At 61.9% G+C, this 26,667-nt stretch carries 21 protein-coding genes; 7 read left to right on the forward strand and 14 right to left on the reverse strand.

What is annotated here, in order from left to right; translation table 11 throughout:
• Positions 1-41 precede the first annotated feature (41 nt).
• Positions 42-1,202 (reverse strand): AAA family ATPase, encoded by a 1,161-nt coding sequence (locus tag CIB54_RS10935; RefSeq protein WP_101219838.1) that lies wholly within the window; start codon positions 1,200-1,202, stop codon positions 42-44.
• Positions 1,203-1,323: 121 nt separating this feature from the next.
• Here CIB54_RS10935 and CIB54_RS10940 point away from each other — a divergent pair, with 121 nt between their 5' ends.
• The 4 genes from CIB54_RS10940 (at position 1,324) to CIB54_RS10955 (ending at position 8,946) form a co-directional block, all read left to right on the forward strand.
• Positions 1,324-2,406, forward strand: coding sequence for an efflux RND transporter periplasmic adaptor subunit (locus tag CIB54_RS10940; protein ID WP_101219774.1), 1,083 nt, complete (start codon positions 1,324-1,326; stop codon positions 2,404-2,406).
• Positions 2,403-3,473, forward strand: a complete 1,071-nt coding sequence (locus tag CIB54_RS10945; protein ID WP_101219775.1) for an efflux RND transporter periplasmic adaptor subunit — start codon at positions 2,403-2,405, stop codon at positions 3,471-3,473. Before CIB54_RS10940 ends, CIB54_RS10945 begins: the two co-directional genes overlap by 4 nt.
• Positions 3,470-6,535, forward strand: a complete 3,066-nt coding sequence (locus tag CIB54_RS10950) for an efflux RND transporter permease subunit (protein ID WP_101219776.1) — start codon at positions 3,470-3,472, stop codon at positions 6,533-6,535. The genes CIB54_RS10945 and CIB54_RS10950 overlap by 4 nt, the downstream gene beginning before the upstream one ends.
• A 209-nt stretch (positions 6,536-6,744) precedes the next feature.
• The gene (locus tag CIB54_RS10955) at positions 6,745-8,946 is read left to right on the forward strand and encodes a glycoside hydrolase (protein WP_101219777.1); all 2,202 of its coding nucleotides are present in this window, start codon (positions 6,745-6,747) and stop codon (positions 8,944-8,946) included.
• Between the two features lie 110 nt (positions 8,947-9,056).
• Here CIB54_RS10955 and CIB54_RS10960 read toward each other — a convergent pair whose 3' ends face one another.
• From CIB54_RS10960 to CIB54_RS11015, 12 genes are all read right to left on the reverse strand, one after another.
• The gene (locus tag CIB54_RS10960) at positions 9,057-9,683 is read right to left on the reverse strand and encodes a class I SAM-dependent methyltransferase (RefSeq protein WP_101219778.1); all 627 of its coding nucleotides are present in this window, start codon (positions 9,681-9,683) and stop codon (positions 9,057-9,059) included.
• 38 nt (positions 9,684-9,721) lie between these two features.
• Complete coding sequence (locus CIB54_RS10965; protein ID WP_065893807.1) at positions 9,722-10,366, reverse strand: methionine ABC transporter permease; 645 nt, start codon at positions 10,364-10,366, stop codon at positions 9,722-9,724.
• Positions 10,356-11,471 (reverse strand): methionine ABC transporter ATP-binding protein, encoded by a 1,116-nt coding sequence (locus CIB54_RS10970; protein ID WP_101219779.1) that lies wholly within the window; start codon positions 11,469-11,471, stop codon positions 10,356-10,358. Before CIB54_RS10970 ends, CIB54_RS10965 begins: the two co-directional genes overlap by 11 nt.
• A complete protein-coding gene (locus CIB54_RS10975) occupies positions 11,468-12,283 on the reverse strand; it encodes a MetQ/NlpA family ABC transporter substrate-binding protein (protein ID WP_065950010.1) in 816 nt (271 codons plus the stop codon). The genes CIB54_RS10970 and CIB54_RS10975 overlap by 4 nt, the downstream gene beginning before the upstream one ends.
• A gap of 145 nt (positions 12,284-12,428) precedes the next feature.
• Positions 12,429-13,781, reverse strand: coding sequence for an LLM class flavin-dependent oxidoreductase (locus tag CIB54_RS10980; protein ID WP_101219780.1), 1,353 nt, complete (start codon positions 13,779-13,781; stop codon positions 12,429-12,431).
• Entirely contained in the window at positions 13,781-14,974 is a 1,194-nt protein-coding gene (locus tag CIB54_RS10985) for an SfnB family sulfur acquisition oxidoreductase (protein ID WP_065950012.1), read from the reverse strand. The genes CIB54_RS10980 and CIB54_RS10985 overlap by 1 nt, the downstream gene beginning before the upstream one ends.
• 39 nt (positions 14,975-15,013) lie before the next feature.
• Positions 15,014-16,255: an SfnB family sulfur acquisition oxidoreductase gene (locus tag CIB54_RS10990; RefSeq protein ID WP_065950013.1), complete on the reverse strand. Its 1,242-nt coding sequence runs from the start codon at positions 16,253-16,255 to the stop codon at positions 15,014-15,016.
• Positions 16,256-16,442: 187 nt separating this feature from the next.
• On the reverse strand, positions 16,443-17,219 hold the full coding sequence (locus CIB54_RS10995) for a hypothetical protein (RefSeq protein ID WP_065950014.1): 777 nt from the start codon (positions 17,217-17,219) through the stop codon (positions 16,443-16,445).
• 314 nt (positions 17,220-17,533) lie between these two features.
• The gene (tcyN, locus tag CIB54_RS11000) at positions 17,534-18,280 is read right to left on the reverse strand and encodes an L-cystine ABC transporter ATP-binding protein TcyN (protein ID WP_101219781.1); all 747 of its coding nucleotides are present in this window, start codon (positions 18,278-18,280) and stop codon (positions 17,534-17,536) included.
• A 3-nt stretch (positions 18,281-18,283) separates the two neighbouring features.
• Positions 18,284-18,949: a cystine ABC transporter permease gene (gene tcyL / locus CIB54_RS11005; RefSeq protein ID WP_032878420.1), complete on the reverse strand. Its 666-nt coding sequence runs from the start codon at positions 18,947-18,949 to the stop codon at positions 18,284-18,286.
• Positions 18,949-19,743: a cystine ABC transporter substrate-binding protein gene (gene tcyJ, locus CIB54_RS11010; protein ID WP_101219782.1), complete on the reverse strand. Its 795-nt coding sequence runs from the start codon at positions 19,741-19,743 to the stop codon at positions 18,949-18,951. Before tcyJ ends, tcyL begins: the two co-directional genes overlap by 1 nt.
• Positions 19,744-20,023: 280 nt before the next feature.
• Positions 20,024-21,019, reverse strand: a complete 996-nt coding sequence (locus CIB54_RS11015) for a D-cysteine desulfhydrase (protein ID WP_101219783.1) — start codon at positions 21,017-21,019, stop codon at positions 20,024-20,026.
• Between the two features lie 166 nt (positions 21,020-21,185).
• Here CIB54_RS11015 and epsC point away from each other — a divergent pair, with 166 nt between their 5' ends.
• The 3 genes from epsC to mgrA all read left to right on the forward strand — a co-directional run bounded on the left by epsC (position 21,186) and on the right by mgrA (position 25,675).
• A complete protein-coding gene (gene epsC / locus CIB54_RS11020; RefSeq protein ID WP_101219784.1) occupies positions 21,186-22,112 on the forward strand; it encodes a serine O-acetyltransferase EpsC in 927 nt (308 codons plus the stop codon).
• Between the two features lie 413 nt (positions 22,113-22,525).
• Entirely contained in the window at positions 22,526-24,487 is a 1,962-nt protein-coding gene (betT, locus tag CIB54_RS11025; RefSeq protein ID WP_164484677.1) for a choline transporter BetT, read from the forward strand.
• Between the two features lie 150 nt (positions 24,488-24,637).
• Positions 24,638-25,675 carry an L-glyceraldehyde 3-phosphate reductase gene (mgrA, locus tag CIB54_RS11030; RefSeq protein WP_101219785.1) on the forward strand — a complete coding sequence of 346 codons (1,038 nt, stop codon included), beginning with the start codon at positions 24,638-24,640 and terminating at the stop codon, positions 25,673-25,675.
• Between the two features lie 65 nt (positions 25,676-25,740).
• Here mgrA and CIB54_RS11035 read toward each other — a convergent pair whose 3' ends face one another.
• Positions 25,741-26,658 carry a hypothetical protein gene (locus tag CIB54_RS11035; RefSeq protein ID WP_101219786.1) on the reverse strand — a complete coding sequence of 306 codons (918 nt, stop codon included), beginning with the start codon at positions 26,656-26,658 and terminating at the stop codon, positions 25,741-25,743.
• Between the last annotated feature and the right edge of the window lie 9 nt (positions 26,659-26,667).

The raw sequence follows: 26,667 nt of genomic DNA on the forward strand, positions 1-26,667 counted from the left end.
GGGAGGGGGCTTGCCCCCGATAGGGCCGGTACAGCTACCACCTATTCCGGCCAATGCCACGCCGGCGCATCCAGCATCCCTTGCCCGACAATCCGCGTCTCCCCCAGCACCTTCTCCAGCACGATCGAATTGCACCCTTCATCCTGCTGCAACGCCGCAATCAAGCGGCTGGCATGGGACACCACCCACACCTGGCACTGCTTCGACGCTTCGATGATCAAGCGCGCCAACGCGGGCAACAGGTCCGGATGCAGGCTGGTTTCCGGTTCGTTCAGCACCATCATGGTGGGCGGCCGTGGTGTCAGCAGCGCGGCAATCAGCAGCAGGTAGCGCAAGGTGCCGTCCGACAATTCGGCCGCCGACAACGGCCGCAGCAAGCCTTCCTGATAGAACTCAATCGCAAAGCGCCCGCCCTGCAGCGGCTGGATATTCAGGCGCGCGCCGGGGAACGCATCGCTGACCGCGCGCTGTAACGCCTCGGGGTCGCCAATCTCGCGAATGGTCTGCAAGGCCGCCGCCAAATCACGCCCGTCGTGGTGCAGCACGGGTGTGCGGGTGCCCAACTGTGGCTGGCGCACGGGCGCGTCGACGTCGCTGCGAAAGTGATCGTAAAAGCGCCAGCCACGAATGCTCTCGCGCAGCAGCAGCACTTCCGGCGAGCCACGCAGGCTGCCGACCTGGTCGAACAGGCTGTGGTAATTGGGCGTGTGCTGGGCCAGCACATCCCAGGCGCGGCCTTCGCGAGCGCGCACCATCGGCCCGCAACGTTGCACCAGCAGGCTGGCCGGGCGGTAGAGGTGCCCGGCCCATATGCACTCCTTCTTCACTTGCGGATCAAGGCTGAAAAACGACTTGGAGGGTTCCGGCAATCCCAGGGAAATGGCGTAGCTGAAATCTTCGGCGGCAAACCCCAGGCGCAGGCGCTTGACGCCCTGGCGCACGGTGGACTCGATCGGCACTTCGCCGCTGCGCATACGCCGACTGATGGTTTCCGGCCCGGCCCAGAAGGTCGAGTCCAGCCCGCCTTCGCGGGCCAGGGCGTTGATCACCCCGCCCTGGGCGGTTTCGGCGAGCAGGCGCAGGGCGCGGTACAGGTTGGACTTGCCGCTGCCATTGGGACCGGTGATCAGATTCAGCCGGTCCAGGGGCACCACCAATTTATTGATCGAGCGGTAATTGGCCACCGCGAGGGTTTTGAGCATATGCATTTAGTCGGCATGGGAACCATTGGAGTATGGGATCCTCCATGCAGATAAGGAACCCTGAACTACGCTCACAGTCGCATACACACTGGCAAGTCGGCATCACGCAAAAGGAGCCTGCATGGGCGGTCGCATTTCGACATTTTTACTCGGATTTGGCTTACTGACGCTGCTTGGCGGCTGTGGTCAGGAAAAGACCGAACCCAAAGCCCATTCCCGGGTGTTTGTGCAAACCGTGCAGCCAGCGGATTTCGCCGCGGCGGTCACGCTGACGGGGGATATCCAGGCGCGGGTGCAAACCGATTTGTCCTTTCGCGTGGGTGGCAAGATCATCCAGCGCATGGTCGATGTGGGCGACCGGGTCACGGCCAGGCAAGTGCTGGCCAGGCTCGACCCCAAGGACCTGCAGACCAACGTCGACTCCGCCCAGGCCCAGGTCGTGGCCGAGCAGGCACGGGTCAAGCAGACCGCCGCTGCGTTCGTGCGCCAGGAAAAACTCTTGCCCAAGGGCTACACCAGCCGCAGCGAATACGATTCCGCCCAGGCCGCGCTGCGCGGCAGCCAGAGCGCCCTCGCCGCCGCCCAGGCCCAGTTGGCCAACGCCCGTGAACAACTGGGCTACACCGCGCTGATCGCCGACGCGCCGGGCATCATCACGGCGCGCCAGGCCGAAGTCGGCCAGGTGGTACAAGCCACCATGCCGATCTTCAGCCTGGCCCGTGACGGCGAACGCGATGCGGTGTTCAACGTCTATGAATCCCTGCTGGTAGAACCGCCGTCGGATGCGCCGATTACCGTCAGCCTGCTGGACAACCCGAGCATCAAGGCCGTGGGCAAGGTCCGTGAAGTCACCCCGGCCGTGGCCGCCAATACCGGCACCGTGCAGGTGAAGATCGCCCTGCAAAGCCTGCCCAATGGCATGGAGTTGGGCTCGGTGGTCAGCGCCACCGCCAATGGCCCGGCCAGGGCCAGCATCGAGTTGCCGTGGTCGGCCTTGACCAAAGACCTCAGTGAACCCGCCGTGTGGCTGGTGGACGGTGACGGCAAGGCGCACTTGCATAAGGTCACGGTGGCGCGTTACCTCACCGGCAAAGTGATCATCGGCGATGGCCTCAAAGGCGGCGAAAAAGTCGTGGTGGCCGGTGGGCAACTGCTGCACCCCGGCATGCCTGTTGAAATCGCCGAGCAAGGAGCCCAACCATGAAGCAACTGACGGTCATCGTCGCCGCCAGCCTGTTGCTGATGGCCTGCTCCAAAGAAGAAGCACCGCCCGAACCGGTGCGCCCGGTACTGTCCATGGAGGTTAAGGCCGAAGACCAGGAAAACCTCGGTCGCTTTGCCGGCACCATTCAGGCGCGCTACGAAAGTAACCTGGGTTTCCGTGTACCTGGCCGTATTGCGCGTCGCGCCGTGGACGTGGGCGCTGAGGTGCAGAAGGGCGCCTTGCTTGCCGTGCTCGACCCCACCGACCAGCAGAACCAATTGCGCGCCGCCCAGGGCGACCTGGCACGCGTGCAGGCGCAGTTCATCAATGCCCAGGCCAATGCCCGCCGCCAGCAGGAACTGTTCAACCGTGGCGTCGGTGCCCTGGCTCAGCTCGACGTGGCCCAGACTGACCTGAAAACCACCCAGGCCACCCTCGATCAGGCGCGCGCCTCGGTCAACCAGGCCAAGGACCAGCTCAACTACGCCGAACTGCGCACCGACCACGCCGGCATCGTCACCGCCTGGAATGCCGAGGCCGGTCAAGTGGTCAGCGCCGGCCAGCAAGTGGTGACCCTGGCTCGCCCGGATATCAAGGAAGCGGTGATCGACCTGCCCGCCGGGCTAGCCGAGCGCTTGCCCGCAGATGTGGTGTTCCTTGTCGCCGGGCAACTGGACCCCAGCGTGCAGACCACCGCCATCGTGCGCGAGATCGAGCCCCAGGCCCAAAGCGCCACGCGCACCCGTCGCGCACGCCTGAGCCTGACCGAAACCCCCGCCGCGTTCCGCCTGGGCACCGCCATCAGCGTCACCCTGAGCAGCGCCATCGCGCCGCGCATCGAACTGCCCCTGAGCGCGTTGCAGGACGTCGACGGCAAGACCCGCATCTGGCTGCTCGACACCCAGAGCCAGACGGTGCAGCCGCGTGACGTCACGGTCGTCAGCCGGGATGCCGACAGCGCCGTGCTCAACGGCAGCGTCAAACCTGGCGAACGCATTGTCACCGCCGGTGTGAACAGCCTGAAACCCGGGCAAAAAGTCAAAATCGACGAGGACAGCCCGCGATGAAAGGGAGCTTCAACTTATCCGACTGGGCCCTCAAGCATCAGTCCTTCGTGTGGTACCTGATGTTCGTCGCGCTTTTGATGGGCGTGTTTTCGTACATGAACCTGGGGCGCGAGGAAGACCCCTCGTTCACCATCAAGACCATGGTGATCCAGACCCGCTGGCCGGGCGCGACCCAGGAAGAAACCCTCAAGCAGGTCACTGACCGCATCGAGAAAAAACTCGAGGAACTCGACTCCCTCGACTATGTGAAAAGCTACACCCGGCCGGGCGAGTCCACGGTGTTCGTGTTCCTCAAGGACACCACCAGCGCCAAGGCTATTCCGGAGATCTGGTACCAGGTTCGCAAGAAGATCGACGATATTCGCGGCACCTTCCCCCAGGGCTTGCAGGGGCCGTCCTTCAACGACGAGTTCGGTGACGTGTTCGGCTCGGTATACGCCTTTACCGGCGACGGCCTGTCGATGCGCCAGCTGCGCGACTACGTGGAGCAGGTTCGCGCCGAGATCCGCTCGGTGCCGGGGCTGGGCAAGGTCGAGATGATCGGCCAGCAGGACGAAGTGATTTACCTGAATTTTTCCACGCGCAAACTGGCCGCGCTGGGCATCGATCAGCGCCAGGTCGTGCAAAGCCTGCAGTCGCAGAACGCAGTCACGCCCGCCGGGGTGATCGAGGCCGGGCCGGAGCGGATTTCGGTGCGCACCTCCGGGCAGTTCGCCTCGGAGAAGGACCTGGCCAACGTCAACCTGCGTCTCAATGACCGCTTCTATCGCCTGGCTGACATTGCCGACATCAGCCGTGGCTACGTCGACCCGGCGCGGCCGATGTTCCGTTTCAACGGCAAGCCGGCGATCGGCCTGGCGATTGCGATGCAGAAGGGCGGCAATATCCAGTCGTTCGGCAAGGCGCTGCACGGGCGCATGGATGAGCTGACCGCCGACCTGCCGGTGGGCGTTGGTGTGCACAAAGTCTCGGACCAGGCCGAAGTGGTGGAAGAGGCCGTCGGCGGCTTTACCAGTGCGCTGTTCGAAGCGGTGATCATCGTGCTGGTGGTGAGCTTTATCAGCCTGGGCATGCGCGCCGGGCTGGTGGTGGCGTGCTCGATTCCACTGGTGCTGGCGTTGGTGTTCGTGTTTATGGAATACAGCGGCATCACCATGCAGCGGGTGTCATTGGGCGCCTTGATCATCGCCCTCGGCCTGCTGGTGGACGATGCGATGATTACCGTGGAGATGATGATCACACGCCTGGAAAAAGGCGAAACCAAGGAGCAGGCCGCGACCTACGCCTATACCTCTACGGCGTTTCCGATGCTCACCGGCACGCTGGTGACCGTGGCCGGTTTTGTGCCGATTGGTCTTAACGCCAGTTCGGCGGGCGAGTACACCTTTACGCTGTTCGCGGTGATCGCCGTGGCGATGCTGGTGTCGTGGGTCGTGGCGGTGCTGTTTGCGCCGGTGATCGGCGTGCATATCCTCAGTGCCAAGGTGAAGCCGCACGACGCCGAACCGGGGCGCATTGGTCGCGCCTTCAACGGTGGCATGCTCTGGTCCATGCGCAACCGCTGGTGGGCCATCGGCATCACCGTGGCGCTGTTCGTGGCCTCGGTGTTTTCCATGCAGTTCGTGCAGAACCAGTTCTTCCCGTCGTCGGATCGCCCGGAAATCCTGGTTGACCTGAACCTGCCGCAGAACGCCTCGATCAACGAGACGCGCAAGGCGGTCGACCGCCTCGAAGCCATCATCAAGGACGACCCGGACATCGCTCGCTGGAGTACCTATATCGGCCAGGGCGCGATCCGTTTCTACCTGCCGCTGGACCAGCAGCTGGAGAATCCCTACTACGCGCAGCTTGTGATTGTGAGTAAAGGCCTGGAAGAGCGCGGCGAGTTGATTACGCGTCTGCAGAAGCGTCTGCGCGATGACTTCGTCGGCATCGGCAGCTTTGTACAGCCGCTGGAAATGGGCCCGCCGGTGGGCCGGCCGATCCAGTACCGCGTGTCCGGCAAAGACACCGACCAGGTGCGCAAGCACGCCATCGAACTGGCGACCTTGCTCGATCAGAACACCCACTTGGGCGAAATCATCTACGACTGGAACGAGCCGGGCAAAGTCTTGCGCATCGACATCGCCCAGGACAAGGCGCGGCAACTGGGGCTGTCGTCCGAAGACGTGGCGCAGTTGATGAACAGCGTGGTCAGCGGCGCGTCGGTCACTCAGGTGCATGACGATATTTACCTGATCAACGTGGTCGGCCGCGCCGAAGACGCCGAGCGCGGTACGCCGGAAACCCTGCAGAACCTGCAGATCGTCACACCCAACGGCACCTCGATTCCGTTGCTGGCCTTCGCCACGGTGCGTTACGAACTGGAGCAACCGCTGGTGTGGCGTCGTGATCGCAAGCCGACGATTACCATCAAGGCAGCAGTGCGTGACGAGATGCAGCCGACCGACTTGGTCAAGCAGCTGGCGCCGACTATCCAGAAGTTCAACGACGGCCTGCCGGTGGGCTACAAAGTCGCCACCGGCGGTACCGTGGAAGAAAGCGGCAAGGCCCAGGGCCCGATTGCCAGCGTGGTGCCGTTGATGCTGTTCCTGATGGCGACCTTCCTGATGATCCAGTTGCACAGCGTGCAGAAGATGTTCCTGGTGGCCAGCGTTGCGCCGCTGGGGCTGATCGGCGTGGTGCTGGCGCTGATTCCCACGGGCACGCCCATGGGCTTCGTGGCGATCCTGGGTATCCTCGCGCTGATCGGCATCATCATCCGCAACTCGGTGATTCTGGTGACGCAGATCCATGAGTACGAAGTGGCCGGTTATACGCCGTGGGATGCGGTGGTGGAAGCCACCGAGCATCGGCGCCGGCCGATCCTGCTCACGGCTGCGGCAGCCAGCCTGGGCATGATCCCGATTGCCCGGGAAGTGTTCTGGGGGCCGATGGCCTACGCAATGATTGGCGGGATCATTATCGCCACGTTGCTGACGCTGTTGTTCCTGCCGGCGCTGTACGTGGCCTGGTACAAAATCCGCGAGCCCAAGCAGGATCAACAGGAACAACGCAGTTGAAAACTGTGGGAGGGGGCTTGCCCCCGATAGCGGTATGTCAGCCAAGCATCAGGTGACTGAACCACCGCCATCGGGAGCAAGCCCCCTCCCACATTTGGATCTTCATCTCGATTGAGGCTGTGGGAAGCTTCCTAAACCGCCGCTTGCCGTCCCGGCGAGACTGCGCATGTTTTACTCTTTCGGCCTTCTTCTCATTCAGGTCGATTCCCATGCAGTGCCTGCGTCCGCTCTTTTTACTCGGCGCGCTTCTCCTCGCGCCCTCAGTCTTGGCCTCCACCGTGCTGGAAAACGCCCTGTGGCGGGTTGACCTCGACCCCGCCACCCTGGCGCTGCGCGTCACCCCCGCGGGCGAGGCCTCGGTACAAGCTTCCAGCGGTGTCACCGCGCATGCGGTCAACGCGCTGCAGGCCGACGCCGAACAGGTTTCCTGGCAGTGGGACAGCGGCGCCTATCGCCTGACGGCCCGGCTTGAACAGCGCGAATTGACCCTGACAATCAATGCCCGTGAAGCGGGTGAGCTGGCCCTGCTGCGCCAGCCGGCCAGGGCCATGGGTCAAGGGCTGATCTGGCCGTTGGCCGAGGGGCATTACGTGCCGGCCGATAATGCCGTGTGGAAAGATTTTCTGATCGGGCGGGGCGAGCTCAATACGACCCAGGACCTCAGCTTGCCGCTATGGGGGCTGGATCACGGGCGCTTCACGCTCAACTGGCTGCTGACCAACCCCTATCACAATCGCCTCCAATGGCAAGCGGACGGCCAGGGCGTGGCGCTGTCCGTGTCCCATGAATTCACCTCGCTCGAGCCGCAGGCGCCGATGACGCTGCTGTTGCACCTGGGCGATGCCGACCCGTTGGCCGGCGCCAAACACTATCGTCAGTGGCTGGTCGAGCAGGGCCGTTACGAGTCGCTGGCGGACAAGCTGCGGCAAACGCCGGAGGCGGTAAAATTGCTCGGTGCCAGTCACGTTTACCTCTGGGGCAACGGCTTGCTGAAGCTCGATGATGTGGTTGATTGGCCCGCGCTGATCAAACGGTTGCGCACGCATGAGCTCAGTGGGCTGATGGACAAGGAGCCTGCGCAGGTGCTCGCGCAGACACGTGCATTGAATCGCTATGAGCAAACCCTGCTGTTGCGTGGCTTCAATGCGGCCATCAACACGAAGGTTCGGCAGGCTTGGCAGGTAGAAGAGCCCGACATGAATCGCCTTGCCGCTCGCTACGGCGAGTTGCGTCGCGAGCTGGCCCTGGATTTCGCCGGGGCCTTGGGGGATCGCCCCGAAACCTGGGGTCATTCGAGCATCCAGGCCTTGCGCGACGCTGGGCTCAAGCGTCTGCTGCTGACACTGGGCGAAGGTTGGGAAGGCGGCCTGTGGCATCCCGAGGCGATTCGTGCGGGGGTGGATGCCGGTTATCTGGTGGCGCCTTATGATTCGTATGAAACGGCTTTGTCCGCAGCTGAAAACGCCGATTGGACCACTGCTCATCTGGGCGGCAAGGCCTATCGCGACTGCGCAATCATGTTGAAAGGCGGCGCGCTCAAGGTCGGCTTCCAGCAATCCGGCCACTACACCGATCCACGCTGTGTGCGACCTTTGTTGCAGGCACGGGTGAAAGCGGTACAGGCCGCAGCCGGTTTCAACGCCTGGTTTCTCGATGCCTATGCCGCCGGAATGGTTTTTGACAGTTACCGCGACAGTGCGCCAATGACCCAGGCGCAAAACGCCCAAGGCAGTATCGACGCGTCGCGCTGGATCAACACCTCGCTCAAACTGCCCGCAGGCTCCGAGGACGGCAACGCCATCACCGCCCAGGGCATCCTGTTCGCCCATGGCATGCAAACACCGGTGATCGGCTGGGGGGACCGCGAGATGACCCAGGACCCACAGTCAGCCTACTACGTCGGCAACTGGTACCCGCCGGAGCAACCGGCCGTGTTCTTCAAACCGGTGCCCTTGAAAGCGTCGCTGCGCACGGTGTATCTCGATCCGACAATGCGCCTGCCGCTGTATCAGACGGTGTTCCATGGCTCGGTGATTACCACCCATCACTGGTTGTTCGACAGCCTGAAGTTAAGCAATGTGCAGGCGGAGAATGAGCTGGCCCAACTGCTCTACAACGTGCCGCCGCTGTATCACGTGAGTGCAGCAACGCTCAAGGAACGGCTGCCGGTGATTCAGCGCCAGGAGCGGTTTTTCCGCCCGCTGCATGAGCGCTTGGCGACTCAGGCGATGACGGGTTTTCGCTGGCTGACGGTGGACAAACTGTTGCAGCAAACGACGTTCGCCGATGGGACGCGGTTGGTGGCGAATTTTTCGCGCGCGCAAAAAGAAGGGTATGCCGGGCGCAGTGTGACGGCGCTGGTGGAGGGTGAGAAACCGGTGGTGTATCAGGTGGATCGACGTCGCCCTTGAGATCATCGGGGGGCAAGTCGAATCGTCGCACCGCCCCTCCCACATTTGGAATGCGTTCTCCTGTGGGAGGGGGCTTGCCCCCGATAGCTTCAGCCCAGGCGATAAATCACTCAAACCTTGCGCCACACACTGGCCAACCAAGGCTGCTGCTCCCTTGGCAAACCCGCCGGTCGATAGTAATGCTCCAGCTCTTCAAACCCGGCCTCAACCAGCAACCCCCGCCATGCCTCCAGATCGTGATAAGACCCATACCGCGGCCCGCTCCAACCTTCCCGGTTGTCACCCCGAGGATTGGAGCTGAACAGCACGCCGCCAGGTTTCAACGTTCCATGCAGCTCTTTGAGCACCCGTGGCAATTCCTGCCTGGGTATGTGAAACAGCACCGCATTGGCGAAGATCCCGTCAAAGCGCTCGGCAGGCAGGTCCAGTTTCAGGAAGTCTTGCTGCAACACCTCGCAACCGCTGTCTTCGCGCGCCATCTGCGCAAACCGCTCGGAACCGTCGAGCCCCACGGCGATATGCCCCATACGTGTAAACGTCTGCAAATCGCGCCCCGGCCCGCAGCCGAAATCCAGCACGGTAAACGGCGCCGCGCCCTGGATATGCCGCAGCAGCGCGTCGATGTTCTGGCTTACATCGTGATCGCGGGTGCCTTCACGGAAGTCTTCGGCCACGTTGTTGTAATGGCCGAGGGTGGTGGCGGTGATCTGGTTGAGGTCGTCGGGCTTGAGGGTCATGACAGGCAATACCGGGCGCTGAAATGCCCGACTATACCTCACCGCTTGTTCAGTACCCGCGCCAACCGATCCCCGCCCAGTTGAATCACCGCCACCAGCACCACCAACAGCACAATCACCGTCAGCATGATCTGCGTATCGAAACGCTGGTAGCCATAGCGGTACGCAATGTCGCCCAAGCCACCGGCGCCAATCGCACCGGCCATGGCCGATGAGTTGATCATGGTCACCAGGGTGATGGTGAACCCGCCGACGATCCCCGGCAGCGCTTCCGGCAACAGCACGTGCCAGATGATGTGCCAGCGGCGGCAACCCATGGCCTGCGCCGCTTCGATCAGTCCATGGTCGACCTCGCGCAGGCTGACTTCGGCGATACGCGCAAAGAATGGCGTGGCTGCAATGGTCAGCGGGACGACTGCCGCCCACACGCCATAGGTGGTGCCCACGATCAGGCGGGTGAACGGGATCAGCGCCACCATCAGGATCAGAAAGGGAATGGAGCGGAACAGATTGACGAAGGCGCCCAGCACCCGATTCAGCGTCGGCGCCTGGTAGATGCCGCCTTTGTCGCTGGTGACCAGAAACACGGCCAGCGGAATCCCCACCAGCAGGGCGATCAACGACGACACGCCCACCATCAATAACGTGTCGATGGCGCCCTGTACTAAACGATCAAACCACATGGCCCAGCACCTCCACCTGTTGCGCCCAGTTCGCGGCGCGGTTGCGCAGTTCTTCGGCGCTGTGCGACGATCCATTCACCGCCAGCAGTAATTGCCCCAGGGCATGGCCCTGGATGCGTTCCACCCCGCCTTGGAGCAAGCGCACGCGGCCGCCGAGGGCCTTGAACAGGGCGGCCAGGTCGGGCTCATCGGCGTCGCTGCCGGTGAACTGCAAGCGCAGCACCAGCGCGGCGTCGGCCGATGGGGGAGTGGGTTGCAGGCGGCTTTGCAATTCAGGCGGTAGCCCGTGTTGCAAGGGGGCGAGCAGGGTTTTGCTGACGTCATGCTGCGGATTGCCGAACACGTGCCACACCGGGCCTTGCTCGACGATACGCCCGTGTTCCAGCACCACCACGCGGTCGCAGATGTCGCGGATCACCGCCATCTCATGGGTGATCAACACGATGGTCAGGCCCAGGCGCTGGTTGATCTCGCGCAGCAGGCCGAGGATCGATTGGGTGGTCTCCGGGTCCAGGGCCGATGTGGCCTCGTCGCACAGCAGAATCTCGGGGTCGTGCACCAGCGAACGGGCGATGCCCACGCGCTGTTTCTGCCCCCCGGAAAGCTGCGCCGGATACGCTGTGTGCTTGTCCTGCAAACCCACCAGTTCCAGCAGCTCGCGCACCTTTTGTTCACGCTGCGGCTTGGGCACGCCGGCGACCCTGAGGGGCAGCTCGACGTTCTGCCACACGGTCTTGGCCGACATCAGGTTGAAGTGCTGGAAGATCATGCCGATGCGTCGGCGCAGTGCGACCAGGTGGTCCTCGTCGAAGCCGCCGATATCCACCTGATCGATCAGCACCCGCCCGCTGCTGGGTTGTTCCAGGCGATTGATGGTGCGAATCAGCGACGACTTGCCGGCGCCGCTGCGGCCAATGATGCCGAACACTTCGCCACGCTGGATCGCCAGGTCGATGCCGTGCAAGGCATGCACCGTGCCGTCATAGGTTTTACCCAGGTTGATGAACCGCACGTGGGCTCGGTGCAAATCCGCATGCAGTTCGGTCTGCCAGGCGTCCCTGGGCGGTGTGTCCAGGTCGCGTAGTCGGGCATTGATCGCGGTCATTTTTTAGCTTCCCAGCCGACTTGGTAAAGCGTACCGAGGGATTTATCCAGGGCGGCGCGTACCACTGGCGAGTGCTGGTAGATGTCGACGAACTTGATCAGCCGTGGGTCGGTTTTGCTCTTGGGCTGAATCACGAACTGGATCACGTATTCCGGGTGGTCCAGGCCGTCGAACAGCAGCGCCGATTGCGCATCGAAGGTCTTGGACAGGCGGATATACGCGGGGTAGCCCTGCACCAGGTCGGCGTCGTCATAGGCGCGCACCAGTTGCACGGCTTCCACTTGCAGAATTTTGATTTTTTTCGGATTGCTGACGATGTCTTCTTCGGTGGCCTTGTAGCCCACGCCCGGCTTGAGGCTGATCAGCCCGGCCTTGGCCAGCAGCTGCAGGCCGCGACCGCTGTTGATCGGGTCGTTGGCGATGGCCACGCTGGCGCCTTCGGGCAGGTCGTTGAAGCTTTTGTACTTTTTCGAATACAGCCCGACGTTGTTGATGATGCCCGGCGCGTAAGGCACCAGGTCAAACCCGGCAGCGGCCTTGGCGTTTTCCAGGAACGGAATGTGCTGGAAGTAGTTCACGTCGATATCGCCGGCGGCGAGGCTGACGTTGGGGGCGATCCAGTCGGTGAATTCCACCAGCTCGACGTTCAGGCCTTGTTTGCCGGCCTCTTCAACTGCCGCTTCCAGCGGGATGGCGAAGGCGGCGGTGGTGCCGACTTTCAACGGCGCATCGGCGGCGAATACGGCTGTGCTGAATAATCCGAAGGCCAGGGCCAGTGCTTTGACTGGGTGGGTGAGCAGTATTTTTTTCATCATCAATTTCCAGTCATAAGGTATTAGGACAAACAATGCAGATCCATGTGGGAGGGGCCTTGCCCCCGATAGCAGTGTGTCAGCGAACCAATCCGGTGACTGATTCACCGCCATCGGGGGCACGCCCCCTCCCACACTTTTTGGTTCAGTGTCGGTAGGTCGAGCCGGTGTGTTGTTCGGGTAGGCGAGCGGAGCCGTGGAAGACTTTTTCGCGCAGCGTGCCCTGCTCATACTCAGTCTTGTACGAGCCGCGTCGTTGTAATTCCGGTATCACCCAGTCGATGAAATCCACGTAGCTTTCCGGCGTGACGATGCGCGTCAGGTTGAAACCATCAAGCCCGGTTTCGCTGATCCAGGATTCCAGCTCATCCGCAACCTGCTCAGGCGAGCCCACCAGCGTGATATAGCGCCCGCCGAGGGCGTGCTGCTCCAGCAATTTGCGCCGGGTCCAGTCGTTGTTCTGCAGGTTTTTGGTGGCCGACTGGATCGCATTGCTCTTCACATACTGGATCGGCTCGTCCAGTTCGTACTCGGAAAAATCGATTGCCGTGGACGCCGCAAAGTGCGCCACGCCGGCCTCGGCGCTGGCATAGCTGAGGTACTCGGCGTGCTTGGCCCAGGCCAGTTCTTCGGTCGCGCCGACGATGACGTTGAGGCCCATGAACACTTTGATGTCATGCGGATTACGCCCGGCCGCCACTGCGCTGGCACGCACCTTGTCCACCTGGATCCTGGTCGAGGCCTTGTTCTGCCCGCTGATGAATACGCACTCGGCATGACGTCCGGCGAACTGCAGGCCGCGGTCCGAACTGCCGGCCTGGAACAGCACCGGCGTGCGCTGCGGCGAGGGTTCGCACAGGTGATAACCCTGGACCTGGTAGAACTCGCCGTGATGCTCGACCTTGTGCACCTTGGCTGGCTGCGCATACACCCGCGCCTTGGGATCGTTGACGACCGCGTCATCTTCCCAGCTGCCTTCCCAGAGCTTGTACAGCACCTGCAGGTATTCATCGGCCTGGTCGTAGCGGCGATCATGCTCGACTTGTTCGTTCAGGCCCATGGCCTTGGCGGCGCTGTCGAGGTAGCCGGTGACGATGTTCCAACCCACTCGGCCGCGGCTCAGGTGGTCGAGGGTGGACATGCGCCGGGCGAACAGATAGGGCGGCTCGTAGGTCAGGTTGGCGGTGAGGCCGAAGCCGAGGTTGCGGGTGACGGCCGCCATGGCCGAGACCAGCAGGAGCGGGTCGTTGACCGGCAACTGGATCGATTCCCTGAGCGGCACGTCGACAGACTTCTGGTACACGTCATACACGCCGACGATATCGGCGATAAACAAGCCGTCGAACAGCCCGCGCTCCAGGGTTTGCGCCAATTCGGTCCAATACTCGAGGGTCTTGTACTGGGTGGACGTGTCCCGTGGGTGGGTCCATAAGCCGTGGTTGATGTGCCCGATGCAGTTCATGTTGAACGCATTGAGCAGGATCTTTTTCTTGCTCATCAGATCGTCCCCCGCAGCGGCGGGTTTTCGGCGTTGAGGTAGTAATTGCCCACGGCGTGATATTTCCAGCGCACCGGGTCGTGCAGGGTGTGAACCCGTGCGTTGCGCCAGTGGCGGTCCAGCCCGTGCTCGGCCAGGGTCGCCTGGCTGCCGGCCAGTTCGAACAGCGTGCTGCCGGCGGCGAGGGAGATTTCGGTGCTCAGGGCGCGCACTTCGGCGACGGCGATGGAGGCGGCCGCGACGGTCTGGGCCGTGCTGTCGGCCTGGGCGCGATCGAGGAATTCGCCCGAGCGCTCCAGCAACGCCTCGGCGGCGTGCAGGCGGATACTCAGGTGGCCGAAGCTTTTCAAGGTCAACGGGTCATCGGTGGCCTTGTCGCTGCCTGAGTCGATCCAGGGGCGGGTCTTGGTGCGCACAAAATGCAGCGCATCTTCGAAGGCGGCGCGGGCGATGCCGGTGTCGATGGCGGCGTGAAGAATCTGCGCCAGGGGGCCGACGGTGGTCGGGCGTTCGAAGGCGCTCTGGAACGGGATCACGTCCCGGGCGTCCACCCAGACGTTGTCGAACACCACAGAACCGCTGCCCGTGGTGCGCTGGCCAAAGCCGCTCCAGTCGTCGATCACCGTCAGGCCGGCGCTGTCGCGGGGCACGAAGGCCAGTTGCTGGACACCGTGTTCATCCACCACCGACGTGGGGATGCGCTGGGCATAGATCGCGCCGGTGGCGTAGAACTTGCGCCCGCTGATGCGAAAACCCTCGCCGTCGCGGCTGAGGCGGGTGACGCGGTCGTGGGCGGTCTTGGTGCCCAGTTCCGCCAAAGCGTTGCCATAGCGCTGGCCGGCCAGCACTTCTGCGTACAGGCGCTGCTGTTGTTCGGGGTTGCCGTTGACGCGCAGCACTTCAAGGGCATAGAAATGGTTTTGCGGAATCTGGCCCAGGGAGGCGTCGGCCTGGGCAATCAGCGCAATGACCTTGGCCAGGGTGACGTTGGACACGCCGGCACCGCCGTAGGCCTTGGGCACGCTGATGCCCCACAGGCCGGAGCGGGAAAAGACATCCAGCTCGGGCAACGGCAGGCGGCGTTCGCGGTCGCGTTGGGCGCTGTCGCGGCGCAGGTCTTCGGCCAGGTCGCTGGCGACAATAAGGGCTTGTTCATCGCTGGTAATGACCGCGACGTGATTGGAAAGCGTCATGTGTTCTCCAGAAGCTCGTGGAAAAAGTGTTCTGGGCGGTCAGATCCAGGAATGTCGAGCCGGCAACGTGCCGTTCAAGCGGTACGCACCGATGGCGTGATACTTCCAGCGCACCGGGTCATGCAGCGTGTGGACCCGCGCATTGCGCCAGTGCCGGTCAAGGTTGAATTCGGCGAGGGTGGCGCGGCTGCCGGCCAACTCGAAGAGCTTTTCGCTGACCAGCAATGACACCTCGGTGGTGAGGACCTTGGCCTCGGCGACTGCGATCGACGCGCGCGCGGCGGACTGCGCGGTGATCGGTGCGGCGCTGACCTGGTCCAGTACCTGGCCGGCCTTGCGCAGCAGCGCCTGCGCGGCATGCAGCTCAATCTTCAACTTGCCGATATCGGCGATGACATACAGGTCGTCGCTGGCCCGTTCGACCTTGGCATCGATCCAGGGGCGTGAACGTTCACGGACAAAGGCGATGGTGTCTTCCAGGGCGCCCTGGGCGATGCCGGCGTCGATGGCGGCCTGGATCAGTTGCGATACGGCACCCTGGATATTCGGGCTTTCGCCCAGGCGCCAGTTGTCCACCACCCACTGCGCGTCCACCGGTACCCGGTCGAGCAGTACGGTGCCGCTGGCGGTGGTGCGTTGGCCAAAGCCCGACCAGTCATCCACGATGCGCAGCCCCTCGCTGCCACGGCGCACAAACGCCATGACTTGCTTGCCGTCCTCATTGAGGGCCTTGATGGCCACCCAATGGGCGAACAGTGCGCCGGTGGAGTAGAACTTCTGGCCGCTGACCACATAGCCGTCGCCCTCGGCGGTGATCCGTGCCTTGAGTTCCAGGGTGTTTTTCGTGCCGCGTTCCGGGCCGCCATTGCCGATGCGCCAACCCTCGAGCACGCTTTGGAACAGGTGTTTTTTCTGGCGCTCGCTGGCGGTGCTCTGCAGCAGGTGCAGGATGCCGAAATGGTTCTGCGGGATTTGCCCGAGAGCCGGGTCGGCCGCGCTGATGATGGCGAAGACCTCGGCCAGGGTCACGAACGAAACCTGTGGACCGCCGTATTCTCGGGGAATGGAAATACTGCCCAACCCGCTGCGGGTGAACTGTTCGATCTGCGCCCATGGCAATTGCCGTTGCTGGTCGCGCCTGGCGGCTTGCAGGCGCGCGGCGTCAGCCAGTTCATGGGCGGCGCTCAACGCCTGGGCGTCGTTGCGCAGCACGGTGGCCGGCAACAACAGTGGTGCCACGTCCAGATCACTCTGGGGGGGTGTTAGAGCCAAATTAGACATCAGCGCCGCTCCTTGGCTGCACGTAATGCCCTGGCGTTATGCACCGGGGTAATTCTGACCATACCGACCTCGCATTCAATGAAATGAAAACAGAAAATTCAGGAATGTCCGGTGGTCCGGTGCATATACCCTAAGCGTGTTTATTTTTTAAATAAACTAACTTTTAGGAATATGCATAGAAGGGTCGTCACCCCGGTTCGCAGGGGGAGCCGAACGGGCGAGGTTGATACGTGGCCTTGGCCGCGTCCGAGCCCATGGGAATCCAGGCGGCAATGCGCAAGGTACGGGCCGGTGCCCAGCGCGAATTGTTACCGACGCGATCCAGGATGCAGTACGTCACCTCCAGGCGGCAGTCGTCACCGCCTTCGATAATGACCGCCGAAGGCACCCAGACCTGAACGGGCATGCCCACGCTCCCGGCCTGGATTTTCGGCAGATCCATGCGTACGTCACCCCAGCGCAGCGTGATGGCGTCGCCGCTGGCCATGTTCGCGTAAGGCTCGATGGACAGCGGAATACCGCGTTGCACCTGGCGACTGTTGACGCCGTGGCGGCGGATGGTCTCGGGCAGGCTGACCGGTGCCAGGTTCTGGTTTTCGTCGCTGTACAGATTCGACGGCTGCCCGCCAGGGTAGTTGGTCTTGACCCGTACCTGGGTGGTGGCAGAGCGCGCGGGGCCGTGACCGATCTGCATGATCTGGTAGTGAACCCGGGCCGGGCCATCCTGTACAAAGCTTTCCGGCACCCGCAGGTGGGTCGGGGTACCGATTTTGCCGGCCGTCACCCGGCGTGAAGCGGCAAAGCAGTTGTTCCAGAACAGCTCGATCAGGTCGCCTTCCTCCATGCCGGGGTAAGGTGCGATGTCGACCTGCAGTTGAGCGGCCGCGTGGGCACTGATGCCGTTTCGAACGGCCTGGGGCAGGGTGGGTGCGGTCAGCATGGCTGGGATAGTAGTGTGCGTCATATGTGATCTCCTTGATGCAGCCAGCAGCAATCGTTCCGGGCCTTGGGCGCGGGTGCGCAAAGGGGCCGAAAGAACGATTCAGTGAGTAGCCGGGATAGGATCCAATCCTCTGGACGCTAGATAAGAGGGTTGCGCCGGGGGCGTCAATGGCGGCAAAGGGCTAAACGGCGGGTTGGAGTAGATTCAGAAGGGTCTGACTGGAAGGGGTATTGCAGGAGGGGCCTGGCAGAGTGTTTTACAAGCAGCAGCGGCGATTCTTTGTAGGAACCGCTTCTGTGGCGAGCGAGCGTGTGCGCCGGCCACAGAAGACCGATTCAATGGGCGAGAAATTTGCTCAGGAACTGCCGGGTGCGCTCTTCCCTGGGGTTGGCGAACAGCGCCTTGGCTTCACCCTGCTCAACGATCACGCCCTTGTCGAAAAAGATCACGCGGTTGGCTACATCCCGGGCAAAGCTCATCTCGTGGGTGACGATCACCATGGTGCGGTTTTCTTCGGCCAGGCTGCGGATGGTCGCCAGCACTTCACCGACCAGTTCCGGGTCGAGGGCCGAGGTGGGTTCGTCGAACAGAATCACCTCAGGCTCCATGGCCAGGGCCCGAGCGATCGCCACACGCTGTTGCTGGCCGCCGGACAAGCGCCGTGGATAAGCCGCCTCCTTGCCTGCCAGACCGACCTTGGCCAGTAACTTGCGACCCAGATCGGTCGCCGCGTCGCGTGGCATCTTCTTGACCACGATCGGGCCTTCGATGACGTTTTCGAGTGCGGTGCGGTGGGGGAACAGGTTGAAGTTCTGGAATACAAAACCCACGTGCTGGCGCAGACGTCGCACCAGGCTTTGTTGCTGGTTGAGCGGCTTGTTGCTGTCGATTTCGATATCGCCCACCTTGATACGGCCGCTGGTGGGTTCTTCGAGAAAATTCAGGCAGCGCAGGAAGGTGGTCTTGCCGGAGCCGCTGGGGCCGATGATGGCCACGACTTCGCCGGCCTTGACCTCAAGGTCGATGCCGTTGAGCACCACCTGACCGTTGAATTGTTTGGTCAGTTTTTCAACCACGATCATGCTTCAAGACTCCAGGTCATGCCGGTTGACCCGGTCTTCCAGACGATTTTGCAGATGCGCCAGGATGCTCGCCAGGATCCAGTAGATCAGGGCGGCGGACAGATACATGGTGAAAATTTCGAAGGTGCGCGCCGAGACCAGTTGGGCCTGCCGGAACAGCTCTGGCACCTGGATGGTGGCGGCCAGCGCCGTGTCCTTGACCAGCGAAATAAAACTGTTGCCCAGCGGCGGCAGTGCGGTGCGCATTGCCTGCGGCAGGATGGCGCGGCGCAATGTCTGCGCGCGGGTCATGCCGATGCTCGCGGCGGCTTCCCACTGGCCCCGCTCGATGGACGCGATGGCGGCCCGCAGGATTTCACAGGCGTAGGCGGCCATGTTCAGCGAAAAGCCGATCATGGCGGCCGGAATCGGGTCCAGCTCGATACCCACTTGCGGCAAGCCGTAGTAGATCAGGAACAACTGCACCAGCAAGGGCGTGCCGCGAAAGAACGACACGTAGACCCGCGCCGTCCAACTCAGCAGCTTGAAGCGCGACAGGCGCATCAATGCCAGGCCGAAACCCAGCAGCAGGCCGAAGAACATCCCGCCCAGGCTGAGGATCACCGTGTAATACGCGCCCTTGAGCAGAAAGGGCGCGGAGTCCAGTGCGAGTTGCAAACCTGCTTCCATTATTGAGTGACGTCAGCGTTGAAGTACTTCTCGGACAGCTTCTTCAAGGTGCCGTCGGCGCGCAGCTTGTCGAGGGCCTTGTTCACCGCGTCGAGCAGCTCGGGTTCGCCTTTGCGCAGGGCAATACCCGATTCCTGGCGAGAGAACGCCTCGCCCGCAGCGGCGGTGTCCTTGGCTTTTTTGGCGTATTCCAGAGCGGCCAGGCGGTCGATCAGGATCGCGTCGATGCGGCCGATGCGCAGGTCCTGGAATTTGGTCGGGTCGTCGTTGTAGGTCTTGATGATGGCTTTGGGTTGGTTGTCCTTGAGCCATTGTTCGTAGTTGGTGCCCAGGCCCACACCGACTTTCTTGTCGGCCAGGTCGCCGGCGGTCTTGATGGTGTCGACGTTCTTCTCAAGGGTCAGCGCCTGGATACCGGAGATGGTGTAGGGCTTGGAGAAGTCATACTTCTTTTTGCGCTCTTCGGAGATCGTCACCTGGTTGACCACGGCGTCCAGGCGCTTGGAATCGAGGGCGGCGAGGATGCCGTCCCATGGCGTGGCCTGCAGCTTGACCTTGACGCCCAGCTCCTTGGCCAGCGCCTCGGACAGCTCCACCTCGAAGCCGCTGAGCTTGCCGCTTTCATCGACAAAGCTGAACGGTGGATAGGTGCCTTCCAGGCCGATCTTGATCTCGCCGGCTTTCTTGATGGCGTCCAGTTGTTCGCCGGCAACCGCCTGGCCGAGCATGCCTGCGCCGAGCGCCAGGCCCAATGTGCCGACCAGCAATGTGCGACGCAATACAGAAATAGTCATGAAGAGCCCCTATGGTTTTTTATGGTGAGCGAAGCCGGTGACGCAGTAGCCGTATCCTGCCTTAAAGCGAGAACCGCGTCTTCGCCTGCGGCGCGATGATAAGGCGGGTTTTTAAGACTTGAAAATAATAAAAATACAACTTCATATTCTATTTTTGAATATGCAAGAGGTCCGATGTGGGAGGGGGCTTGCCCCCGATGGCGCAGTGTCAGTCAATTCATCTGTGCCTGACCCGCCGCTATCGGGGGCAAGCCCCCTCCCACAGTCAGTCCGCATTCAATCAGCTGAATACTGAGTCATAGGCAAACAGCGCCGGTGCCCCGCCCGTATGCAGGAAAATAATCGGACCGTCCCCGAACCGCTGACGCCCGATGCCGTCCAGCAAGCCTGCCATGGCCTTGCCGGTGTAGACCGGGTCGAGCAACAGACCTTCCTGGCTGGCCAAAAGTTTGATCGCCGACAACGTGCCCGCGTTCGGTTCGCCATAACGCGGGCCGAAGTATTCGTCCCACAGGATCACTTTGAATGCCTCGGGCACCGCCACGCCGAGCAGCTCGGCGGTACGCTCGGCCAGGCCCAGGACTTTCGGGCGCTGGGCTTCGTCGGTGCGCGACACGGTGACGCCAATCACTGGCAGGTTCGGCAGCGCTTCGCTCAGCGCCAGCGCAAGGCCGCTGTGAGTGCCTGCGCTGCCGGAGGCCAGTACCACCGCCGCACAGTCGAGGCCGCTGTCTTTGATCTGTGCTGCCAGCTCCAGGCCTGCACGCACATAACCCAGCGCGCCGAGGGCATTCGAGCCGCCGATAGGCACCAGATAGGGCTTCTTGCCGTTGCTGCGCAGGCGGTCGGCGAGGGCGTTGAGCTGGTCGTCGGCATTATCGAGGTTCTCGACCCGCTCCACCTTGGCGTCGAACAGTTCGAGCAACAGACGGTTGCCGTTGCCCAGGTAGTTGGGGTCGTCAGTGCCGGTAGGGTTTTCCAGCAGGGCGACGCAGCCCAGGCCGAGCCTGGCGGCCAGTGCGGCGGTCTGGCGCACATGGTTGGACTGGATAGCGCCGGCGGTGACCAGGGTGTCGGCGCCCTGGGCGATGGCGTCGGCGGCCAGGTATTCAAGTTTGCGCAATTTGTTGCCACCCATGGCCAGCGGGGTGGTGTCATCGCGCTTGACGTAGATGTCCCTGCCCAACCAGGCCGACAGCCGCTCGAGTTTTTCCAGGGCGGTGACGCCGCCCAACAGGTCCAGACGGTTAAAGCGGTCAAGTTGTTGTCTGATCATGGCTACGCACGGTGGCTGAGTAATCGGACGACTATAGGCAGGCACTTTTCATCGGGCAACGGCAAATCGCTTATGTCGGAAGGTTCTTAGCCTCATACCATTGGTTCTTAAGGGTTGCCGGGGCGCATACCGTAAAGTGATGGCCATTTCGTCAGGAGTGAATACCGTGAGTGAGCGTTCCAGCCATTGGCAATTGCAGACCATCGTCAGCCAACTGCGCAGCGCCCGGGACCAGTGGCGAACGCGCAACGGTCGCTTGAGCGGCGAGCATGGTGGTCGCGAATTACCGTCCCGCGAGGCCGTGGCGCAGATTCTCGAAGCGTTGTGCGGTGCACTGTTCCCGATGCGGCTGGGCCCGGTGGACCTGCGCGAAGAAAGTGAAGACTTTTACGTCGGGCATACCCTTGACGTCGCCCTCAACGCTCTGCTTGCCCAGGCCCGGCTGGAGCTGCGCTACGCCGCGCGTCAGGGCGGCCAGGATGACAGCCAGGTCGACGCCCATGCCATTCGCCTGATCCAGGATTTCGCCCTGGCATTGCCTGCCTTGCGCAGCCTGCTGGACACCGACGTACTGGCCGCCTACCACGGTGACCCGGCCGCGCGCAGCGTGGATGAGGTGCTGCTGTGCTACCCCGGCATCCTGGCGGTGATTCACCACCGCCTGGCCCACCACCTGTACCGCGCCGGTTTGCCGTTGTTGGCGCGGATCAGCGCGGAAATCGCCCACTCGGCTACCGGAATCGATATCCACCCCGGCGCGCAGATCGGCCCGAGTTTCTTTATCGACCACGGGACCGGTGTGGTGATTGGCGAGACGGCGATCATTGGTGAGCGGGTGCGCATCTACCAGGCCGTGACGCTGGGTGCCAAGCGCTTCCCGGCGGATGAGGATGGGCAGTTGCAAAAAGGACACCCGCGTCATCCTATTGTTGAGGATGACGTGGTGATTTACGCCGGCGCCACGATCCTGGGGCGGATTACCATCGGCAAGGGTTCGACCATCGGCGGCAACGTATGGCTGACCCGCAACGTGCCGGCGGGGGCAAATATTACCCAGGCGAATTTGCAGCACGATGATGGGGCGCAGAAGTAAAGCGTCTGCACAAATCCCCTGTGGGAGGGGGCTTGCCCCCGATTAGGGTGTGTCAGCTACAGATAAGTTGACTGATCCACCGCTATCGGGGGCAAGCCCCCTCCCACATTTTGATTGCATTCCAGATTCCTACCGGATTTCTCCCTGCTAGCGCTGAACGATTTCCGATCTCCACCCGTCATACCAGTCCTTGAGCTAGTGTAAGAATTGTCTACCACTCAGCCCCGAAATTAGTCCCAGACCGCCCATTCATGTTTAACTTGAACGTTCGTTCAAGTTAAACCGGTGGTTCGCTGCCCGCTCACAACAGGAGGCTTACCTTTGCTGAGTCCGTTATTGACAGCCACATTTCACACCTCGGGGGTGCATCGTTCATGAGTGCATCGTCCACCCCACCCAGCGGTCTGGTGCGCATGAATGCGCCCGTTTTCTACTTTGCCGCCACGGCCATTCTGCTGTTCGGCATCACTGTCATCGCTATCCCGCAACAGGCCGGTGCCTGGCTGCTGGCGGCGCAAAACTGGGCGGCCAATACGGTCGGCTGGTACTACATGCTGGCGATGACCCTGTATCTGGTCTTCGTGGTGGTCACCGCGCTATCGGGCTACGGCAAGATAAAACTCGGTGCCGACCACGACGAGCCCGAATTCAGTTACCTGTCCTGGGCCGGCATGCTGTTTGCCGCCGGGATCAGCATCACGCTGTTTTTCTTTTGTGTGTCCGAACCGCTGACTCACCTGGTGCAACCGCCCCAGGGCGAGGCGATGAACGCTGATGCGGCGCGCCAGGCCATGCAGATCCTGTTCCTGCACTGGGGCCTGCACGGCTGGGGCGTGTTCGCGTTTGTCGGCATGGCCCTGGCATATTTCGCCTACCGGCATAACCTGCCGCTGGCATTGCGCTCGGCGTTGTACCCGTTGATCGGCAAGCGCATCAATGGCCCGATCGGTTACGCGGTGGATGGCTTTGGCATCATTGCCACGGTGTTCGGCCTGGGCGCCGACATGGGCTTTGGCGTGCTGCACCTCAACTCCGGCCTGGATTACCTGTTCGGCATCGCCCATACGCAGTGGATCCAGGTGGGCTTGATCACCTTGATGATGGGCGCAGCGATCATCGTTGCGGTGGCCGGTGTCGACAAGGGTGTGCGGGTGATGTCCGACATCAACATGCTGCTGGCCTGCGCGCTGCTGCTGTTCGTGTTGTTTGCCGGGCCCACTCAGCACCTGCTCAATACCTTGATCCAGAACATCGGCGACTACCTCGGTGCGCTGCCGACCAAGAGTTTCGACGTATACGCCTACGACAAACCCAGTGACTGGCTGGGCGGTTGGACGGTGTTCTACTGGGCCTGGTGGATTGCATGGTCGCCGTTCGTGGGCCTGTTCATCGCGCGGATTTCCCGTGGTCGCACCATCCGCGAATTCGTGTTTGGCGTGCTGCTGATCCCGCTGGGTTTCACCCTGGCGTGGATGTCGATCTTCGGTAACAGCGCCATCGACCAGGTGCTCAACCATGGCATGACCGCCTTGGGCCAGTCGGCCATTGATGAACCGTCGATGAGCCTGTACCTGCTGCTGGAAACCTACCCGTGGAGTAAAACCGTGATTGCTGTCACGGTATTTATCAGCTTTGTGTTCTTCGTGACCTCGGCGGACTCAGGCACGGTGGTGCTGTCGACCCTGTCGTCCAAAGGCGGCAACGCCGATGAAGACGGGCCGAAATGGCTGCGCGTGTTCTGGGGCGCGATGACCGCCCTGGTCACCAGCGCCTTGCTGTTTGCCGGCAGTATCGATTCGTTGAAATCAGCGGTCGTGCTGACCTCGCTGCCGTTCTCGCTGATCCTGTTGCTGATGATGTGGGGGCTGCACAAGGCGTTCTATCTGGAATCGCAAAAGCAGATCGCCCAGTTGCATTCGCTGGCGCCGATTTCAGCGTCGCGCAAAGGCCGTGGCGGCTGGCGACAGCGTTTGAGCCAGGCCGTGCACTTCCCCTCGCGGGATGAGGTGTACCGCTTCCTCGAGTCGACGGTGCGCCCGGCGATCGAAGAAGTGACGGCTGTGTTTGTCGAGAAGGGCCTGAACGTGGTCACCCAGCCGGACCCGGCCAACGACAGCGTCAGCCTGGAAATCGGCCATGGCGAGGAGCATCCGTTCATCTACCAGGTGCAGATGCGTGGCTATTTCACGCCGTCGTTCGCCCGTGGCGGCATGGGTTCCAAAGAGATCAACAACCGCCGTTACTATCGCGCCGAAGTGCACCTGCGTGAGGGCAGCCAGGATTACGACCTGGTGGGCTACACCAAGGAGCAGATCATCAACGACATTCTCGACCAGTACGAGCGGCACCTGCAGTTCCTGCATCTGGTGCGCTGATTCGGCTGAGCAAATGTAGGCAATAGCGTTCCTCTCAAGCAGGTCTTTGCTGTAAAAGGGAAAGGCAGACTTAAGCGATTAAGCGGGTTGAAAGGCCTGGGAATAACCTTATTCCCAGGCCTTATTTGCCCCAAGCCCAGAGAGGACTCGATGAAGTACATTGCTGCCGAAAACCGTTATGAATCTATTCCTTATCGCCGCGTAGGCCGCAGTGGGCTGGTGCTGCCGGCACTGTCCCTGGGGCTGTGGCACAACTTTGGCGACAGCACCCCGATCGCCACCCAGCGCGCTCTGCTGCGCACCGCGTTCGACCTGGGCATCAATCACTTCGACCTGGCCAATAACTACGGCCCTCCCTACGGCAGCGCCGAGATCAACTTCGGCCGTTTGCTGCGCGAAGATTTCAAGCACTACCGCGATGAGCTGATCATCTCCAGCAAGGCCGGCTGGGACATGTGGCCCGGTCCTTATGGCCAGGGTGGCGGTTCGCGCAAATACGTGCTGGCCAGCCTGGACCAGAGCCTGCAGCGCCTTGGTGTCGATTATGTGGATATCTTCTACTCACACCGTTTCGACGCCGACACCCCATTGGAAGAGACCGCCAGTGCGCTGGCTACCGCTGTTCAGCAGGGCAAGGCGTTGTACATCGGTATTTCGTCATACTCCGGCGTAAAAACCCGTGAGATGGCAGCGCTGCTCAAAGAGTGGAAAGTGCCGCTGTTGATTCACCAGCCGGCCTACAACCTGCTCAACCGTTGGGTGGAAAAAGACCTGCTCGACACCACCGAAGAGCTCGGCGCCGGCGTGATTGCCTTCACGCCCCTGGCGCAAGGCTTGCTCACCGATAAATACCTCAACGGCATACCGGCCGATGCCCGGGTGAATCGGCCGGGGGGAGGCTCGCTGCAGGCCCAACACCTGTCCGAGGAGAACATTGCCCACGTTCGCGCCCTGAATGAGATCGCTCAGCGTCGCGGCCAGAGCCTGGCGCAATTGGCGTTGGCCTGGACCCTGCGGGATCCAAGGGTGACCAGCGCGCTGATCGGTGCCAGCCGGCCGGAGCAGATCATCGAGAACGTCGGGGCGTTGAAGAACCTGAGCTTCAGCGCTGAAGAGCTGGCGCAGATCGATCGGTTCGCCCAGGAAGGCGGGATCAATCTGTGGGAAAAACCGTCAATGGCTGAGTAATGGCAGCGTGCCTGCTCGCTAGGGGTGCTGACCTTTATCGTGGCAGGCACACTGCAGCTTTTCGCTCATCGTAGGGTTAGCACTCGCCGCGCATGTTGGAAGCCCGACTCAGACAACTTGACCTTATTTCCGTAAAGGTCTGCATAACCGTCAATCACGGCGACTGAGTGTGTCGCGTCTGCTACGGTACCCAGCCCCCCTTTTGCCAGTTGAGCCGGGTTGGTCCAGCGCCGTTTGGCATTTAAGCCCAGGCGCATAGTGGCATCCCCCGGTATCTCGCCGTCATTCAATGAAGCCATTGCATCTTCGAAACTGCGCCTGGCGGTGCCTTCGTGGTTTTTCATCTGAGCTCGCTTGGCGCTGGCGGCATACAGGAAAACTGCGTCCTTGAGTACGTCCGGGTCAGCGCCCTCAAAGTTGCTGCCGTTCCTCGCCAGCTTTAACTCTTCGTGCGATATGTGCAGTTTGAACATGTCCTGCATGGTCACGTCGAACCCCGTTTTTGTAGGCGTTATCTGTTTGAAAATGCCCTGCGGGTTATGGCCGTATTTCATCATCGCCAGCTTGATCGCCGACACCGTGACACAATTGCCTTCGGCGCCCTGCCAGAAACCTCGCCAGATATCGTTGGGCTTGGTGCCGATCGGCACCGAAGATATAAATGGGCTCTCGTCAGAGTGTGGCTTGTTCAGAGGGTTGATATTGGGAAAAGGGGCTGGCGAATCGCGATCAACCTGATGAGGCACTGCGTCAACCGCAGGCGCAACAGGGCTGGCGCGCTGTATGAGGGTGTTGAGAAGGGTGGTCAGTGAGTTCAGTTGTTGAACGATAGACGTGTATAGGTCTCGGTTGTTTTCCGGGCCGGCCGCGACGGGTGTTTCCATCGGTGCCTTGACGTTCGGCTTCACGCCTGCACCCGCGTAGAGACTGGAAGGTATTGAAGGATTAAGCGCTGCAGTGCCGCTGGCAGTGTTGAGTAACATAGGCCGCCT

It is taken from the genome of Pseudomonas fluorescens (genome assembly GCF_002837185.1).
Lineage (GTDB): Bacteria > Pseudomonadota > Gammaproteobacteria > Pseudomonadales > Pseudomonadaceae > Aquipseudomonas > Aquipseudomonas fluorescens_AM.

Excerpts from the sequence above, each read along its gene's own strand:
- CIB54_RS10980 (WP_101219780.1), bottom strand. The coding sequence starts at position 13,781 with ATGAGCAAGAAAAAGATCCTGCTCAATGCGTTCAACATGAACTGCATC.
- CIB54_RS11035 (WP_101219786.1), bottom strand. The coding sequence starts at position 26,658 with ATGTTACTCAACACTGCCAGCGGCACTGCAGCGCTTAATCCTTCAATA.
- tcyL (WP_032878420.1), bottom strand. The coding sequence starts at position 18,949 with ATGGAAGCAGGTTTGCAACTCGCACTGGACTCCGCGCCCTTTCTGCTC.
- CIB54_RS10935 (WP_101219838.1), bottom strand. The coding sequence starts at position 1,202 with ATGCTCAAAACCCTCGCGGTGGCCAATTACCGCTCGATCAATAAATTG.
- CIB54_RS10945 (WP_101219775.1), top strand. The coding sequence starts at position 2,403 with ATGAAGCAACTGACGGTCATCGTCGCCGCCAGCCTGTTGCTGATGGCC.
- CIB54_RS10960 (WP_101219778.1), bottom strand. The coding sequence starts at position 9,683 with ATGACCCTCAAGCCCGACGACCTCAACCAGATCACCGCCACCACCCTC.
- CIB54_RS10955 (WP_101219777.1), top strand. The coding sequence starts at position 6,745 with ATGCAGTGCCTGCGTCCGCTCTTTTTACTCGGCGCGCTTCTCCTCGCG.
- mgrA (WP_101219785.1), top strand. The coding sequence starts at position 24,638 with ATGAAGTACATTGCTGCCGAAAACCGTTATGAATCTATTCCTTATCGC.
- CIB54_RS10985 (WP_065950012.1), bottom strand. The coding sequence starts at position 14,974 with ATGACGCTTTCCAATCACGTCGCGGTCATTACCAGCGATGAACAAGCC.
- CIB54_RS10995 (WP_065950014.1), bottom strand. The coding sequence starts at position 17,219 with ATGACGCACACTACTATCCCAGCCATGCTGACCGCACCCACCCTGCCC.
- CIB54_RS10970 (WP_101219779.1), bottom strand. The coding sequence starts at position 11,471 with ATGACCGCGATCAATGCCCGACTACGCGACCTGGACACACCGCCCAGG.
- CIB54_RS10965 (WP_065893807.1), bottom strand. The coding sequence starts at position 10,366 with ATGTGGTTTGATCGTTTAGTACAGGGCGCCATCGACACGTTATTGATG.
- CIB54_RS10990 (WP_065950013.1), bottom strand. The coding sequence starts at position 16,255 with ATGTCTAATTTGGCTCTAACACCCCCCCAGAGTGATCTGGACGTGGCA.
- betT (WP_164484677.1), top strand. The coding sequence starts at position 22,526 with ATGAATGCGCCCGTTTTCTACTTTGCCGCCACGGCCATTCTGCTGTTC.
- tcyN (WP_101219781.1), bottom strand. The coding sequence starts at position 18,280 with ATGATCGTGGTTGAAAAACTGACCAAACAATTCAACGGTCAGGTGGTG.
- CIB54_RS10950 (WP_101219776.1), top strand. The coding sequence starts at position 3,470 with ATGAAAGGGAGCTTCAACTTATCCGACTGGGCCCTCAAGCATCAGTCC.
- tcyJ (WP_101219782.1), bottom strand. The coding sequence starts at position 19,743 with ATGACTATTTCTGTATTGCGTCGCACATTGCTGGTCGGCACATTGGGC.
- CIB54_RS11015 (WP_101219783.1), bottom strand. The coding sequence starts at position 21,019 with ATGATCAGACAACAACTTGACCGCTTTAACCGTCTGGACCTGTTGGGC.
- CIB54_RS10975 (WP_065950010.1), bottom strand. The coding sequence starts at position 12,283 with ATGAAAAAAATACTGCTCACCCACCCAGTCAAAGCACTGGCCCTGGCC.
- CIB54_RS10940 (WP_101219774.1), top strand. The coding sequence starts at position 1,324 with ATGGGCGGTCGCATTTCGACATTTTTACTCGGATTTGGCTTACTGACG.